General features: G+C 38.7%; 13 protein-coding genes. 4 read left to right on the top strand and 9 right to left on the bottom strand.

Translation table 11 applies throughout. From position 1 onward, the window contains the following. Window positions 1-628 precede the first annotated feature (628 nt). Window positions 629-1,594, bottom strand: coding sequence for an aromatic acid exporter family protein (locus IGI37_RS08895; RefSeq protein ID WP_438761272.1), 966 nt, complete (start codon window positions 1,592-1,594; stop codon window positions 629-631). Between the two features lie 432 nt (window positions 1,595-2,026). On the opposite strand from IGI37_RS08895, the gene IGI37_RS08900 reads away from it, so the two are divergent. After that, the gene (locus IGI37_RS08900; RefSeq protein ID WP_438761274.1) at window positions 2,027-2,671 is read left to right on the top strand and encodes a histidine phosphatase family protein; all 645 of its coding nucleotides are present in this window, start codon (window positions 2,027-2,029) and stop codon (window positions 2,669-2,671) included. A 328-nt stretch (window positions 2,672-2,999) separates the two neighbouring features. Here IGI37_RS08900 and IGI37_RS08905 read toward each other — a convergent pair whose 3' ends face one another. From IGI37_RS08905 to IGI37_RS08920, 4 genes are all read right to left on the bottom strand, one after another. Continuing rightward, window positions 3,000-4,478 (bottom strand): flotillin family protein, encoded by a 1,479-nt coding sequence (locus IGI37_RS08905; protein WP_438761276.1) that lies wholly within the window; start codon window positions 4,476-4,478, stop codon window positions 3,000-3,002. A 21-nt stretch (window positions 4,479-4,499) separates the two neighbouring features. Further along, a complete protein-coding gene (locus IGI37_RS08910) occupies window positions 4,500-5,021 on the bottom strand; it encodes a hypothetical protein (RefSeq protein WP_438761278.1) in 522 nt (173 codons plus the stop codon). A gap of 111 nt (window positions 5,022-5,132) precedes the next feature. Further along, window positions 5,133-8,558 carry an FtsX-like permease family protein gene (locus IGI37_RS08915; protein ID WP_438761280.1) on the bottom strand — a complete coding sequence of 1,142 codons (3,426 nt, stop codon included), beginning with the start codon at window positions 8,556-8,558 and terminating at the stop codon, window positions 5,133-5,135. A 9-nt stretch (window positions 8,559-8,567) separates the two neighbouring features. Further along, a complete protein-coding gene (locus tag IGI37_RS08920) occupies window positions 8,568-9,269 on the bottom strand; it encodes an ABC transporter ATP-binding protein (protein ID WP_438761282.1) in 702 nt (233 codons plus the stop codon). 493 nt (window positions 9,270-9,762) lie between these two features. Between IGI37_RS08920 and IGI37_RS08925 the strand changes: the two genes are divergently transcribed. Together IGI37_RS08925 and IGI37_RS08930 are read left to right on the top strand one after the other, a co-directional pair. Continuing rightward, window positions 9,763-10,431 carry a DNA/RNA non-specific endonuclease gene (locus IGI37_RS08925; protein WP_438761284.1) on the top strand — a complete coding sequence of 223 codons (669 nt, stop codon included), beginning with the start codon at window positions 9,763-9,765 and terminating at the stop codon, window positions 10,429-10,431. A gap of 10 nt (window positions 10,432-10,441) precedes the next feature. Then, complete coding sequence (locus tag IGI37_RS08930) at window positions 10,442-10,801, top strand: hypothetical protein (protein ID WP_438761286.1); 360 nt, start codon at window positions 10,442-10,444, stop codon at window positions 10,799-10,801. 91 nt (window positions 10,802-10,892) lie between these two features. On the opposite strand, the gene nagA is transcribed toward IGI37_RS08930, so the two are convergent. Beyond that, complete coding sequence (gene nagA / locus IGI37_RS08935) at window positions 10,893-12,041, bottom strand: N-acetylglucosamine-6-phosphate deacetylase (protein WP_438761288.1); 1,149 nt, start codon at window positions 12,039-12,041, stop codon at window positions 10,893-10,895. A 76-nt stretch (window positions 12,042-12,117) separates the two neighbouring features. Further along, entirely contained in the window at window positions 12,118-12,954 is an 837-nt protein-coding gene (locus IGI37_RS08940; RefSeq protein WP_438761290.1) for a helix-turn-helix domain-containing protein, read from the bottom strand. A 137-nt stretch (window positions 12,955-13,091) separates the two neighbouring features. On the opposite strand from IGI37_RS08940, the gene IGI37_RS08945 reads away from it, so the two are divergent. After that, the gene (locus IGI37_RS08945; protein ID WP_438761292.1) at window positions 13,092-13,265 is read left to right on the top strand and encodes a DUF2187 domain-containing protein; all 174 of its coding nucleotides are present in this window, start codon (window positions 13,092-13,094) and stop codon (window positions 13,263-13,265) included. Window positions 13,266-13,355: 90 nt separating this feature from the next. Here the strand turns inward: IGI37_RS08945 and IGI37_RS08950 are convergent, their stop codons facing one another. Together IGI37_RS08950 and IGI37_RS08955 are read right to left on the bottom strand one after the other, a co-directional pair. Further along, window positions 13,356-14,573 carry a pyridoxal phosphate-dependent aminotransferase gene (locus IGI37_RS08950; RefSeq protein ID WP_438761294.1) on the bottom strand — a complete coding sequence of 406 codons (1,218 nt, stop codon included), beginning with the start codon at window positions 14,571-14,573 and terminating at the stop codon, window positions 13,356-13,358. 285 nt (window positions 14,574-14,858) lie between these two features. Beyond that, window positions 14,859-15,314, bottom strand: coding sequence for a GNAT family N-acetyltransferase (locus IGI37_RS08955; protein ID WP_438761296.1), 456 nt, complete (start codon window positions 15,312-15,314; stop codon window positions 14,859-14,861). Between the last annotated feature and the right edge of the window lie 38 nt (window positions 15,315-15,352).

The following is a 15,352-nucleotide window of genomic DNA, read 5'->3' on the forward strand; positions in this document are numbered from 1 at the left end:
CCATACTGGACTTATTATGTTTCAGTGTCCTGTATAGGGGTAGCATATCATAACTCAAAAAGTTATGTCCCATGCTCTTATTTCCCGAATAAACGGTGGGTACAGAAGCAACTCCATCTTCACTGCGTTCCGCTCTCAACAACTTCTACGCATGAGACATGCTAGAGTTGAAGGTTCGAAAAATAAGCTGAAATTGCTGTGAAACACTATTTACAAAGTAAATAGATGTAGAACAGTACCTACCTGGTCACAAAAATTTGAAGAGCACCACGTAGGAATCAATCAACATCGAAAGAAAGGCTTTCGTGTTTCTTGTCATTTCCGTGAATTCCATCTACACTCCGATCTCATCAATTTCTAAAGGTGAAACACCTTAAGAATTGAAGGACTGCGTTCCGCTCTCAACAACTTCTACGCATGAGACATGCTAGAGTTGAAGGTTCTTATTGCTGTAAAACACAACGAAGTATGAGTTGATGTTGCACAGTACCTACCCGGTTCTCGGAGTTAAACACTTCTGTTCCAACCTCTTTTATGTATCTTATGAATAGGACTTCCTACAAAACGAAGCCTTCAATTCTTTCATAGTTACTGCTTTTATTGTCAAAACAGATAACCTATCCTGTAATTAGACATTTCCATTTGGCAGCTTTTGAGCAAATTCTGCTTTAATTTCGATAAAGCTTTTAAAAGACTGCAAAAACTGGAAGAGTTCTGCCCGATTCTCAAATTCTTCGCGACTTTCTGGAAGAGGCATTTCCCGATACTCTTCATACACTTCAAAAATCCTCTCCAGTAGCTCTTGTCCATCATTTTCTTCAGCAAAAGTCTCTGAAGTGTATTCGAGTAAAGCCACCATTTTCTCCACTTGAATACCAAACAACTCAATTCTATCCAAACTTTCAATCATATCGTTCAAGACACTAATCTGTGTCCGACGCATCGCAAAATACGACCCATAGTAGACATTACGAACCACCCATTGGTTCTCTTGATAGGTTTGCGCACGCAGCTGTCCTTCTCTAATGAAAGCAAACAGACCTTGACAATTTTCTAAAAGTTTTTGTTCTGTTACTTCTTGATTCAAATACAAAGCCATTTCCGCCAGCAATTTTTTAAACATCGTTTCGATGACTAGCTGATCTTCTTTCAAACGATTTTCAGAATTAGGCATGTACAAATTAGCTAACAAAGCCAGACCCACACCAATGATCATCAATAAGTATTCATTAACAATCAATGACCAATGCATTGAACCTTCTACTAAATAATGTGTGACTAATACGGAACTCACAACAATTCCATCAGACAGCCCAAATGAGACCGCAAGAGGAATAAATAACAGTAGAAAGACACCGAACGCAATCGCTTGATAACCTAACAAAGAGAAACAGATAAAAGCTAAAACCGTCGCCAACGTCAATGACAATAAGCGATAAATCCCCGTCTGTAAAGAGGATTTTTTTGAATTTGTGACACTTAATACAGCAATGATTCCCGCTGAAGGCGCATATAATAACTGTAAGGCATTCGCCAAAATCATTGCTACCGCGGCACTGACACTCGTTTTGATAGTTCGAAGTCCAATACGCATAAAATCCCCCTTTCCTATTTGACTGGACTATTATACTAAAACACTAGACAGAATGAAAGAGGCGACAAATTTGTATGGCCTCCTCTTTGGAATCTGTTACTCTATTTTAAAAGAAATACTGGCTATTCCCTGTAATTTGTTGCTACCAAAAAGTTGGGTCTTCTGTGTCAATACATAGAACGGCGTTAAAGTTCTGTTTATACCACCTAAAAGAATATAAGTCCCCTATAGCGGCTTATTCACGCTTTCTACAGGTGCATAAGCCAAGCCACTTGCATTTATTTAAACATTTCTTCTCAAAATTTGGGGTAAGTTCAAATTACTTTAACGTTGTTTTGGGTAGGTGGTTCTGTTACAATGTTAGTAATTTATTGGTCCGACTATTACCGATAAGATAAAGCGGTTACATAGGATTGTTTTGGAGGATAAAACATGAATTCAACAGTTACTTTCTATATTACTCGACATGGAGAAACATTACTTAACCATTTACATAAAGCACAAGGTTGGGCAGATTCCCCATTAACTGAAAGAGGAATCCAATCCGCCTCACAACTAGGACTGCAACTGAAAAATGTCCAATTCTCGGCTGCATTTTCCAGTGATACATCCAGAGCTTTACAAACTGGAAAAACCATATTAACTGCACAGGGCCAAAATGAACTGCAAGTTGTTACTGATGAAAGGCTCCGTGAGTGGTGTTTGGGCTGTTGGGAAGCAGAAAATAATACTAAGTTTATTTCCAGTATGATGAATGAATTAGAGATCGAAAATGATTTTTCAGAACTTAATTTCCGTCTGCCGGAAGTTCAGGAGATTATTTATAAATCCGACACAACAGGTATGGTTGAACCGTTTCATATGATTACGGATAGATTAGAAAGTTTTCTTAAAGATACAGTTGATGATTTCATTCACTTGGATAATCCAAACATCCTGATTGTTACCCATGCTTTTACTATTAAAACATTGCTGTATTTGTTTTCAAGAGAAATGTTGCGAAAAAAACCTAAAATCAAAAATGTCGATATTATTACTATTAAATGGGATGGTAAAAATTTTTCTATCTTTGCGTAATAAACATAATCCTCCTTTGCAGCCGTGTGCGACAATGCGAATTAAGAAAAGAACTGGAGATATGGCGCACGCCAGCGGGACTAACAAAGTAGAACTGGCCAACTGCTTGTGACCAGACTGCGAATTTTTTGATAGAAGAAATCATGGATGTGGCCTTACTACTTTGGTCACATGAAAGGTGCTAGAAAGCTTATTACGAAAAAACTTTCTAGTATCCTAAGCCGATATACTTTCTTTAGTTCAAAAACATCCTCCAAAGTTATCAGTTGATAGCTTTTGAGGATGTTTTTTAGTTTTTACCTTAAATAAGGTTGTTTAGACTGCCAACTTATTCTTCGTCTTTTGTTGATGTTTCATAGAGATTCACCGAACTATTTGTCCCTTTTTTTGAAAAGTTCTCGATTAGCTCTTTGACATCTAAGCCAGTCGTTTCTTTTAAGGTTTCTTGTGTGCTAGCTAATAAATTTGTAGCATAATTGGAGATTCGGTTAGCTCCTGCATTTTCGCCACCAGAGCCAGTATCTACCACAGAAATTTTGTCGATATTTCCTAATGGTTGGGCTGCTTCCTTCATTAACTGAGGCAACATCTCGATGACCATGCTAAGAACAGCTGCTTCACCATATTCTTTAAAGGCATCTGCAATTTTTTGTTTGGCTTCGGCTTCAGCCGCCCCTCGAGCCAAGATAGCTTCCGCCTCGGCCTGCCCAGCTAAACGTGTTTTGCTAGCTTCCGCTTCGGCTAATGATTCTACTCGGAAACGATCTGCTTCGGCTTCCGCTAATTCTTTGGCTTTTTGTGCTTGTGCTTCTTGCTCTTTTGCGTAACGATCCGCATCCGCTTTTTTCTTCACTTCAGAATCGTATTGTTTCTCGCGACGAATAATTTCTTTTTCTTCTAACTCAATTTGTTTTTGACGCTCGATGACTTTAACTTCCATCTCTTGAGCGATTACTTCTTGTTGTGCACGAGCCGTTTCCAAATTGTAAGCTTGGTCTGCTTTCGCTTTGGCAATATCTTGTTCTTCTTTATAAGTCGCTAATTTTAATTCTTTTTCTTTGACTGACTCAGCAATTTCCGTTTGACGCTCTAATTCAGCCTTTTGAGATTCTTTTTCTGCTTGTGCTTTTTTGATTCGTGTTTCTTTTAAGGCTTCAGCTTCCGCAATATTCGCATCGCGCTTAACCTGAGCAATTCTTGGTTTCCCTAATGAATCGAGGTAGCCGTTTTTATCTCTTACTTCTTTAATGGTAAATGAAACGATGATTAAGCCCATTTTAGCTAAATCAACAGAGGCAACTTCTTGGACACTTTGACTAAATTTATCACGATTTTGATAGATTTCTTCTACAGTCATTGATCCTAAAATTGAACGAAGATGTCCTTCCAAAACTTCACGCGCTTCATTTTCAAGCTCTTCGCGCGTTTTTCCTAAAAATTGTTCCGCTGCCGTAGCAATTTCTTCTACAGAGGAGCCAATTTTTATGATTGACGTGCCATCACACATCACAGGAACCCCTTGTTCTGTATAAACCTCAGGCGTAGAAACATCCAGCTTACTTGATAACAAACTGATTCGATTCGAACGTTGGAACACAGGTAAGACAAACGCCCCGCCTCCGCGAACGATTTTGATTTTATTCTTACTTTCATCTGAGTGAACATTCTTTGAACCCAAATAACTTCCGCTGATAATCAATGCTTCATCAGGTTTCGCGGTTTGATACTTTGACACAAAGACGATTAATAACATCAGTAAAATAAATGCCACAATCGCAATCGGGATAACAATTACAGGTATCTCCATTTCTTGACTCTCCTCTTCATTTTATAGTTTCAGTGCTTCTTTGTAGGGGACAACATAACAAACTCGATCTTTGACTTCGATTACTAATACACTTGAACCTTGAGCTACATCTTCTAGCTGTGCTTCATAAAAGGCTGCAGGTCGGTTGATAGAACCGGTAACACTTTTTAATTGAATCTCACCCATTCCTTGTACAGGAATCGTTGTCACAACTGTCGCCACTCGACCTTCTATCTCTTTTTCTGAAGTTGAGATGGTCGCTTCGGCATTTCTTAATGGAAGTAATACATAAAAATTCAAAAGAAAGACTAACCCAGATGCCAAAATCACACTTACTGCAAAAATCAAGACCTCGTTACTATTTGTCAGCTTCTCGCCCAAATACCCAAACAAACTGGTAAACGCAAACCACGGAACAACTAGCATCGGATCAATCGGCCCATCAAAATCAAAGATGTCACCAAAAATAACCAATAGTAAGGCAATGATTGCACTACCAATTAATGTGTACCAATAAATCGTCTCTAAAGGAATTCCAGCCATTTTTTTATCCCCTCCTCTCTTAGTTCTATTTTATCAATAATCTGATAAAAAACCTAGGAAAATCGGGGATAAGTCAAAAGATAATCAAAAGAGCCTTTTTTAAATAACGAGCTACTCATTCGATTTTAGCGCTTCAATCATATCAACTTTTTTTAATTTGTAATACATCACGACACCCACAATAAACGTAAATAAAATCGTAATCAAACTCGAGTAAACATAACTCAGCCAATGAATTTCTGGTGAAAACATGACCATATCGACCTCAACCGTTTGTAAAATGTAGCCATGCTCCCATTTTCCTAGGAACAACCCAACAAATATACCCAAAGCAGTTAAGATAATGTTTTCTCGATACACATACATAATTAACTCTTTGTCATAAAAACCCAAAACTTTTATCGTCGATAGCTCTCGAATTCGCTCAGAAATATTGATGTTCGTCAGGTTATACAAAACAATGAACGCCAGCATACCAGCAGAAATAATCAAGACCCAAATAACAATATTCAAGCTGCCAATCGTTTCATCCAATGCGTTAATTGATTGCGTCAGGAAGGTCACATTAATGACTTTCGGATTCTCCATTAGCTCTTGTGCCATCGCGTTTTCCGTCGTTTTACTTAAATCCTTGGTAAATAATAAGATATCTGAATTATACGTAGGACTCTTTTTAAAGACCTTTTCGTAAAATAATGGTGTCATATAAGCAAAATGACCTGTGTAGTTTTCGGCAATTGCTGAGATTTTCATTCGAAATTTTTTCTTATCACTATTGGCTAATTCAATCGTATCGCCAACCTTCAAGTCAAAAAGCTTAGAAAGTTTCTCATTAATAATGACTCCCTCATCTGTTAAGGAATATTTTTCTCCTGTTTTTCGATTATTAAACAAAACAAATCGATCAATATCTTTCGGTGTTTCAGGGACATAAACATTCACGTCTTGGCTTGTTTTGCCAGATTCAGAAAGGGTTAAAGTATCCGTACTTAATCGCAAATTGTCTTTAAAACCACTTAACTTCTCGACGGCTTCCTCATAGTCTTTGGTCTGTTCAGAGGTTGCTTCTTCATCAAATGTGACAATCGCTTGATAATGCCACAGCTTATTAAACTGAACATTTACGACATCTGAGACAGAATCTCGAATGCCAAAGCCGGTAATAATCATGGACATACAGCCCGCAATCCCCAATATCGTCATCAACATCCGTTGTTTATAACGAAATAGGTTACGCATCGTCACTTTTTGAATAAAGCTAAGTCGTTTCCATAGAGGAGTGATTCGTTCCATAAAAATTCGTTGACCAGCTTTCGGTGCTTTTGGTCGTAACAGTTTGGCTGGTGTACTGAATAAATCAATCCGAACAACCAAAACAGCTGTTCCAACTGTACAAATCAATGCAACAGCAATCGCAATCAATGAATAGGACCAGTACCAAGGCGTTCTAAAACCGTCCAAGTTGTACATTTGACCATACGCACTAAAGATAATTGATGGGAACAAATAGAATCCTAAGGCTAGACCAGCAATTGCACCCGTCAGTCCTGCTGAAAATGAATACAATAGAAACTTCTGCGCTATTTCGCCATTTTTATACCCTAAGGCTTTAAATGTACCAATCTCATTTCGTTTCTCTTCTACCATTCGTGTCATGGTTGTCAAACTAACTAAAGCCGCAATTAAAAAGAAAATAATTGGGAAAACCGTAGCTAAAGAAGAGATTCGGTTCGCATTTTCTTCATATTCTTGGTACCCGGGGTTATCGCTTCGCTGCGTGAAAAGAAGTTCAGCTGGCTTTAAATCCGCCACGCGTTTTTGCGCGTCTTTGACTTTCTTTTTTGCATCCTCTAATTTTGGCTGATTCTCTTTCTTTTCTTTCTCAAAAGTCTTTACCCCTTGATCATAGTTTTTTTGCCCTTCATCTAACTTTTTTTGAGCGGCATCAATCTGTGTTTGCCCCTCAGCTTTTGCAGCAGTTAGTTCTTTTTGGGCAGCCATTAGCTTATCTTGTCCATTATCAAGCTTCAACTGCGCTATTTGCAGTTGAAGCTCACCGTTAGAGATTTGTGTTTTCGCTGAGTTATACTCATCGACTTGTTGATTAATCATTGTAATCGTGTCTTGCAGCTGGGTGAGTCCTGCTGACAATTCTTGTTGTTGTCCAAACAACTTCCCTTTATCTGCTTGAACCTGTTGAAGAACTCGATCCAAGTCCGCTTCATTCAGGGATTTCGAAAGCTGACTTACTGCCTCTTTTAATTCTGTTGAAGCATCCACTTGAGTTAGTAATCCTGATAGGCTGCCCAATACTTGCTGAAGAGCTGCTGTAAACTCATCGTCAGCTACTGACTTAACTTGGTTTAATATCTGTTCGATTCCTTGATACGTCGCTAATGCGCTATCTAGCTGTCCGGCCTTTCTTTGCAAATCTGCTTGCTGCGCGGTTAACCCACTCAAGCTTTGTTTGGCTTCTGTTATTTTAGGCTCAGCGGCTGAAAGTTCTGCTTTTTTTTGTTTTAGTGTTTCTTCTTGTTGCTTCAACGACTCTTGACTTGCCTCAAGAGTCGCTTGGTTTTTCTTCAGCTCTTCTTGACCTGAAGAAATTTTACTGTTTAATTCCTTTTGAGAATCAGACAACTTTTTCTTACCATTTTCTAGCTCTGATTTAGAATCAGCTAACTTTTTTTGCCCGTCTGCTAATACTTTTTCGCCCTCATCAATCTGCTTTTGAGCCTTTTCAATTTCGGTTTTTGTTTCAATTTGAACTTCCTTCAAGCGTTCTTCAGGTCTATTCTTCAACTGCTTGTTTAAAATCGTCTCATTTTTCTTAACTAACGCATCATATTCTTTCGAGTAGGCGGTCATCTTTTCCGTATTTTCATAGCGAATCAAGACCCGACTGTAGGTGCTTAAGGATAGATCCTCTTCAGGAATTACCGCAAAAAAATCAATCAAGCCTGTTCCGACGTTGGTGTTTCCTCTCGAGACATTTTCGATATATTCCGCTGACTTGACAAAACCAACAATTTTGTAGCTATCCTTCTTAAATGCGCCCTCAGTATCATCTTTATCCTCTAAGGTAAATGTATCGCCAACTTTATAGCTACCCCTTCTTTGAGCCAGACTATCTAGCGCAATTTCGCCACTTTTTTCAGGAAGACGTCCTTTTTGAACCACGTATTGGTTGACGCCTTGTTTTTTCAAATTTAAGCCAAAAAAACGAATCACACTATTTTTTTCGGTAATATTGACATCCTTAGTATATTGAGGCATAACTTCTGCCACTTCCGGCTGCTCTCTAATCAGCTCAATATCTTTATCAACGATTCCTAATGTTGAAATGAGTGTCGTGTCTGCTAATCGATGTTCTTTGAAATAACGGTCTCCAGTGGCAATCATATCTGGACCCGTTGCTCCAATCCCAACAAAAAAAGCAACGCCTAAAAAAATAATTCCTAAGATAGAAAAGAAGCGTGCTTTTGACTGCCATATCTCACGAATGCTAGTTTTCCACATGGCTGTTTTTTTCATCATTTTCGCATCCTACCATTCTATTTCTGAAACCGGCGTTGGCTGTTCATTCACAACAACACTTCGAACCTTAGCATCATTAATTCGTATCACACGATCTGCCATTGGGGCAATCTGTGAATTATGCGTAATGATGATGACTGTCGTCCCTGTTTTACGCGCAGTATCTTCTAATATTTGTAATATTTGTTTCCCTGTTTCATAATCAAGTGCTCCTGTTGGCTCGTCGCACAATAAAAGCTTGGGCTGTTTGGCTAACGCACGAGCAATCGTCACTCGTTGCTGTTCTCCTCCTGACAACTGCGCAGGAAAATTATTCATCCGTTTGCCTAAACCCACTGAGTTTAAGACACTCTGTGCATCAAGTGCATCGGCAACGATTTGGGACGCCAACTCGACATTTTCTTTAGCGGTCAAATTGGGGACTAAGTTATAAAACTGAAAAACAAAACCAACATCATTGCGGCGGTAAGTCGTCAGTTTTTTGGCATCAAAATTTGCAATATCAGTTCCGTCAATAATAACCTGCCCTTCATCACAACTATCCATGCCACCTAATATATTTAACACAGTTGACTTTCCAGCACCACTTGGACCTAAAATCACGGCAACCTCCCCTTTTTCTACGCCAAAGGTAATCCCGTCATTTGCGGCGATAACCGTGTCTCCCATGTGATATCGTTTATATTCATTAATTACATCTATATAAGCCATTACAAATACACCCTCCTTCTCATAAGTAGTTTACCACAATAAAATGAGAGGTTGGGATAGAAGTGTCTACTTCCGAAAAATAAAACCTACAACTCTAGCATGTCTCATGCGTAGAAGTTGTTGAGAGCGGAACGCAGTCCTTCAATTCTTAAGGTGTCTCACCTTTAGAGATTGATGAGATCGGAGAGTAGACCTTCAACTCTAGCATGTCCCATGCGTAGAAGTTGTTGAGAGCGGAACGCAGTCCTTCAATTCTTAAGGTGTCTCACCTTTAGAGATTGATGAGATCGGAGAGTAGACCTTCAACTCTAGCATGTCCCATGCGTAGAAGTTGTTGAGAGCGGAACGCAGTCCTTCAATTCTTAAGGTGTCTCACCTTTAGAGATTGATGAGATCGGAGAGTAGATGGCGTTCCTTCCACACCCATTGATTATCTCTTGAAGTAAAACTTTTTTTGCGTATACTAAGTAGTAGAAAAATATCGAGGTGACTTATGAACAAACAACCGCAGAAAAAAGCCGTTACATCTATCATCGCCATTATCGTCGTTTTATTATCCGGTGTCTTTGGTCTAAACATAGACAAATTTACGAGCACACCCACGACTATATCTTCAACAGATACTAAAAAAGAGCGTGGCCTCCCCACAGAAGCAGACCTTGCACCCGTTTTAAACAATCCCGGAGTAACCGATAATGGTTCCGCTAGTTTTACCGCTTCTGAGCTGAAAAAAGAAGAAGGTTGGATTGAGTATCTCCCACTTGACTCACACAACCGTCCAACAGGGGCTGAGGCATTGTTAACCAAGGAGATGATTAACACAGGAACCAGTGCCAATCGTGATATTCGCCCTCCAGGCTTTATCTCAGGGCCTAAATATGATCACTCGCGAGGCCATCTAATTGCTAAACAATTTGGCGGTAGTGGCGATGAGCCTAAAAATCTTGTAACCTTATACCAATATCCGGTCAATGACCCATACATGAATTTTTACGAGCTAAAAATCCGTCAAGCATTAAACAAAGGGGAAACTGTTCGTTATCGTGTTACCCCCGTATACGAGGGAAAAGAAAAAATCCCAGCTGCCGTTGATTTAGAGGCAAAAGGCTTAGATAACAATAGTACGATTGATTTTTCTATCACCATTCCAAATGTAAAGTAGGTGTTTGTTAATGTTTATTGAACGAAAAGAAGAGTCTTTGGCAGAATTCCTTCGTTGGTTGACCTCGCAGGGCCCTGAAGAATGGGAAGAGCTCGTGTTTCTACCCCAAGACCAGCCACTCAAACAAAGCTTACACATGCTTCACTCACCACTCACCCTATCAATCGAAGAATATGAACGTTGGCTCGCTGATGGAGGACTGCTTCTTGCACGAACGATTGACGGCGATTATATTGGTGAAAAACAAAAACAAACGTACTATCTACCACGCTCGCTTGTAAAAGAAGATCTTCAAATCAAAAACTTGACCTTTCTAGAACTTTTACGTGCTTATGAAGCTAGTCAAAAAAGTATCGCCAGCTTCTTTTAAAAAAGGAGGCTGGGACACAACTTTACAAGTTATGTCCCAACCTCTCTTGGCATCCGAATAAACGCTTCAACCAAATTTTTTAAGTCGCGTTTTACGCGCGGAAACGTTCTGTGCCATCTAAATAAGTGGCTTGTAATTCCATTTCTGGATTTAAGACGATAAAGTCAGCGGCACGGCCTTTAGTAAGGCTACCACATTTATCATCAATTTTACAGCTAACAGCAGGAACCAACGTTGCCATCATAATTGCTTGTTCTGGTGTTGCAATTCCCCAATCAACCACATTTTTGATTGCTTCTTTTAATTTTAAAATACTTCCAGCCAAGTTGCCACTTTCAAGGCGGGCAGTTCCGTCTTTCACAACTACTGGAAATTCGCCCAAATTGTAATCTCCATCAGGCATTCCACCTGCCATCATACAATCAGTAATTAAAGCAATATGATCATGTCCTGCTTTTTCCATTAGGATTTCCGCAGCATTTCTGTGCACATGATGACCATCACAAATCAACTCTGAAAAAACATGATGTAAACTCATCAAAGCACCCACCATACCAGGTTCGCGATGGTTTAAACCACTCATTCCATTAAAGGCATGTACAAAGACACTTGCTCCAGCTTCAACTGCTTCTTGTGCTTCTTCTAATGTTGCACTACTATGACCTAAAGACACCACTACCCCTTCATCAGTCACTTGTTTAACAAATTCTTTCACGCCATGACGTTCAGGTGCTAAAGCGATTTTTTTAATTAATCCACCAGATGCTTCTTGCCATTCGTGGAAGGTTGTCAAATCAGGGTCGCCAAAATAACTTGGGTTTTGCGCTCCTTTGTGTTCTTCTGTAAAGAAAGGTCCTTCAAAATAAATCCCTTGAATCTTTGCGCCTTTGACCTCTGTATACATCTTGCCAATCGTTTCAGCTACATCTTTTAAGCGTTCTTTAGTAGAAGTTAAAGTTGTCGGTAAAAATGAAGTTACTCCACAAGATAATAAACCTTCTGACATCACATGAATCCCCTGTGCATCATTATCCATCACATCATGATTCATGAAACCATGAATATGCGTATCGACTAATCCTGGTGCAATCCATTGTCCTTTTTGATCAATCACATGAACTTCTTCTTTAGGCAATTGCGTTACATAGTCCCCAAACAAGCCATCTGTAATTTCCAAATACCCTGGACCCTTCACACCGGACTTCATAAAGAATTTGTCTGCATAGATAAATGTTTTCATTCTACTCGCTCCTTCAATTTTTCTACTTTTAAACTACTCTTATTTTCCAAATAAGTCAAGAATGGTGTAGACCATTTTAACCAAAATTAGCAATTCTTTTAACTTCAGCAGATAATTGTTGATAAGTTAGGGCTTCTTGTTCTTCTTTTCGCTGATGCAGTACACGACTTTTTAGCAGAAATAACTCTTCCAAATAATAAAAACTATTTTTTTGTCTAGCCAGATGAATGCCACAATCAATCTGCTCGTTAGCCAGTGTATATTGTTCTTTTTGATATAAAAAGCTGGCATAGTTATAAAAAATTTTTGTAAGCTCTGCACTCCCGCGTTGATTTGGTAAACGATAAAACAGGTAAATACTCTTTTTCAAATATTGTTCTGCTTCTTCAAGATTGCCCATATCCCCATAAACTTTGCCGATACAGCTAATCAATTGGACTTCTTCTTTTGAGACATGCATTTTATCTAGTTTGAAGGTATAAGACAGGCCCTGTTTTAACAAAGAAAGTGCTTTCTCGCAATTACCATGTAAAAAGAACTCGCAGCTTCCTGCATAATAAAAATAAAGTTGAATGTCTGTATCCAAATACAGCTGGTTAATTAAGCCTGGTCTTTGTAATAATTCATCTAGTTTTTCGTACTCTTTTTTCCCAAAGTGATAAGCCATTGATTCTAACAGGATATCCGTTTCTTTGACATTCACAGAATTATAGACCATTACTTGATCCATCGTTACCCCAAGACGTTGGCAAAGTTGTTGCATCACTAAGACATTCGGTAATTCTTCCCCATTTTCTATTCGACTTAGCACACTTTGAGAGCAAATATCTTGTGAGAGCATCTTTTGTGTGAGTTTCCGTTCTTTTCGGATAGCTTTCAATACATTGCCAAAGGTGTCTAAATACCCTTCCATAAATTCCCCTCATTTCATCAAATATGCGAATTCGCATTATGAATGTATTCTACTTTATCAGATAATAAACTTCAAGAAAGAACCATTATTTCTCAACGTTTTAAAGGCCTTTCATTAATCATTTCGAGGTGAATCTAATGAACAATCAAGAAATAATCCATTTTGTTTGGGAAGACAACGAGTATGAAGGAATCATTGAGAAAGAATATGAGTACTCATTTTTGATTCACGTACATAACCCGACAGCTGAGATGGTTGCTAAATATACTAATCGTATGATTGTTAGTAAAAAAGTATGCCGCACAAAATAAAAAAATAACAACTAACCTTTTTGATAGGCAAACGACATCACATTGTTGTTCAACCAAAGCCTGGTTAGTTGTTATTTTTATTTTGGCCGATTATTTTTGTTTATAAGTTGCTAAAAACTCGCGCATCTTATCTGTTGTCAGTTTTAAGTCTTCCAATTTTGGCAGATAAACAATTCGGAAATGATCCGGTTGATTCCAGTTAAACCCACCCCCATGAACTAATAAAACATTATGTTCATGTAAGAAATCTAAAACGAACTGCTCATCATCTTTTATATTAAAACGTTTCGTATCAATTTTAGGGAAAATATAAAAGGCTGCTTTAGGTTTTACCGCAGATAGTCCAGGAATATCATTAATCGCATTGTAAATGAATTCTCGCTGCTCATAAACACGCCCACCAGGCAAGAGAAGCTTATCCACACTTTGGTAACCACCTAACGCTGTTTGAATGATTTGTTGTGATAATACGTTAGAACAAAGACGCATAGAAGACAACATATTTAAGCCCTCAATATACCCTTTTACTCTTGATTTATCCCCACTCAAGACCATCCAGCCCACTCTAAACCCAGCTACGCGATGTGATTTTGATAGACCATTTAAAGTCACCACAAAACGATCCGGCGCTAAAGTTGCAATTGGGATATGTTGCAAACCATCCATAACTAAACGGTCATAAATTTCATCCGAATAGATAATTAAATCATTTTGACGAGCCACTTCCACAATTTCTTCCAATAATTCTTTTGGATATAAAGCCCCTGTTGGGTTATTGGGATTAATCACTACAATCGCCTTCGTACGACTAGTCACTTTGCTCTTAATATCCGCTATATCTGGATACCACTCTGCCTCTTCATCACAAACATAGTGAACAGGGCTACCACCAGCTAAAGAAACTGCCGCCGTCCATAAAGGATAGTCTGGCATAGGCACAAGAACTTCATCGCCATTGTCTAATAACCCTTGCATACACATCGTAATGAGCTCGCTGACCCCATTTCCCGTATAAATATCATTAATCGTAACATTCGGAAAATTCTTTAATTGGCAATACTGTTCAATTGCCTTTCTCGCAGAAAACACACCTTTAGAGTCTGAATATCCTTCAGATTCACGAACGTTCATAATCAAATCACGTACAATTTCATTTGGTGCTTCAAAACCGAATAACGCAGGATTCCCTGTATTTAATTTCAGAATACTGACGCCCTCTTCCTGCATCCGCTCAGCTTCTTCTAATACTGGCCCCCGCACATCGTAGCTGACGCCGTTTAACTTGGTCGATTTTTCAAATTTTTTCATCCGTATCCCTCTTCTCATTGATTACAGCATGTTTCGATTGTTTTTCACTCTTCTGTAAAAAAAGCACAATTAAGGCACAAAACAGAAAATGCTAGCTTTTACTTGATTTTGTTTTGCCAAAAATTATTGAACCAATTTTCTGTCAATTTCCATTTTACATCAACTTAAAAACATTGGAAGGTTTTTTTGCGCTATTTTAAAAAAAATCAACTTCCTGATTTTAGCAGAAAGCTGATTTATCACCCTAATCTAAGGAAACGTATTGATGATAAACGATTTCCTTAGCTATAAGTCAATGGTGTACATTTGAGTCTGCCCTTCTTCATCGTGAACCATCGTCAGAAAGGACCACCCATATTTTTCATATAATCCTTTATGATCCGTTATGAGGTAGAGTGTATTTACACCATTTTCGTTCATATCCGTACAAATGAAGGAAAGTAACTCTTGAGAAATTCTCTGACCACGATTCTCTTCACTCACATAAACCGCACAAATGTTGGGTGTTAAATCCGGTCGATCATGGAAGTCATTTTCAATCACGCCTGCTCCAGCGATTATCTGTTCTGACTCGTCTAATACTATATACCATTTAGGAATCACGTTCGCTTGCACAAGAGAAGCTTCCATGCTCTCGGTATAGGCTTCAACAGGAACGCCCCATTTGTCATGAAACCATTCTGCTGCCTCCATTAGTTTCTCAGGGAACTGGTCGATTCGTTTAATTTGTAAGTGTTCCATGGTGAGACCTCCTGTTGATGATTAGTGAAATCTTCCTG

Source organism: Enterococcus sp. AZ194 (assembly GCF_051713825.1).
Classification (GTDB): domain Bacteria; phylum Bacillota; class Bacilli; order Lactobacillales; family Enterococcaceae; genus Enterococcus_K.

What these genes read in the sequence shown, in the direction of transcription:
- IGI37_RS08895 (WP_438761272.1), bottom strand. Translation starts at nt 1,594, where the DNA reads ATGCGTATTGGACTTCGAACTATCAAAACGAGTGTCAGTGCCGCGGTA.
- IGI37_RS08900 (WP_438761274.1), top strand. Translation starts at nt 2,027, where the DNA reads ATGAATTCAACAGTTACTTTCTATATTACTCGACATGGAGAAACATTA.
- IGI37_RS08905 (WP_438761276.1), bottom strand. Translation starts at nt 4,478, where the DNA reads ATGGAGATACCTGTAATTGTTATCCCGATTGCGATTGTGGCATTTATT.
- IGI37_RS08910 (WP_438761278.1), bottom strand. Translation starts at nt 5,021, where the DNA reads ATGGCTGGAATTCCTTTAGAGACGATTTATTGGTACACATTAATTGGT.
- IGI37_RS08915 (WP_438761280.1), bottom strand. Translation starts at nt 8,558, where the DNA reads ATGATGAAAAAAACAGCCATGTGGAAAACTAGCATTCGTGAGATATGG.
- IGI37_RS08920 (WP_438761282.1), bottom strand. Translation starts at nt 9,269, where the DNA reads ATGGCTTATATAGATGTAATTAATGAATATAAACGATATCACATGGGA.
- IGI37_RS08925 (WP_438761284.1), top strand. Translation starts at nt 9,763, where the DNA reads ATGAACAAACAACCGCAGAAAAAAGCCGTTACATCTATCATCGCCATT.
- IGI37_RS08930 (WP_438761286.1), top strand. Translation starts at nt 10,442, where the DNA reads ATGTTTATTGAACGAAAAGAAGAGTCTTTGGCAGAATTCCTTCGTTGG.
- nagA (WP_438761288.1), bottom strand. Translation starts at nt 12,041, where the DNA reads ATGAAAACATTTATCTATGCAGACAAATTCTTTATGAAGTCCGGTGTG.
- IGI37_RS08940 (WP_438761290.1), bottom strand. Translation starts at nt 12,954, where the DNA reads ATGGAAGGGTATTTAGACACCTTTGGCAATGTATTGAAAGCTATCCGA.
- IGI37_RS08945 (WP_438761292.1), top strand. Translation starts at nt 13,092, where the DNA reads ATGAACAATCAAGAAATAATCCATTTTGTTTGGGAAGACAACGAGTAT.
- IGI37_RS08950 (WP_438761294.1), bottom strand. Translation starts at nt 14,573, where the DNA reads ATGAAAAAATTTGAAAAATCGACCAAGTTAAACGGCGTCAGCTACGAT.
- IGI37_RS08955 (WP_438761296.1), bottom strand. Translation starts at nt 15,314, where the DNA reads ATGGAACACTTACAAATTAAACGAATCGACCAGTTCCCTGAGAAACTA.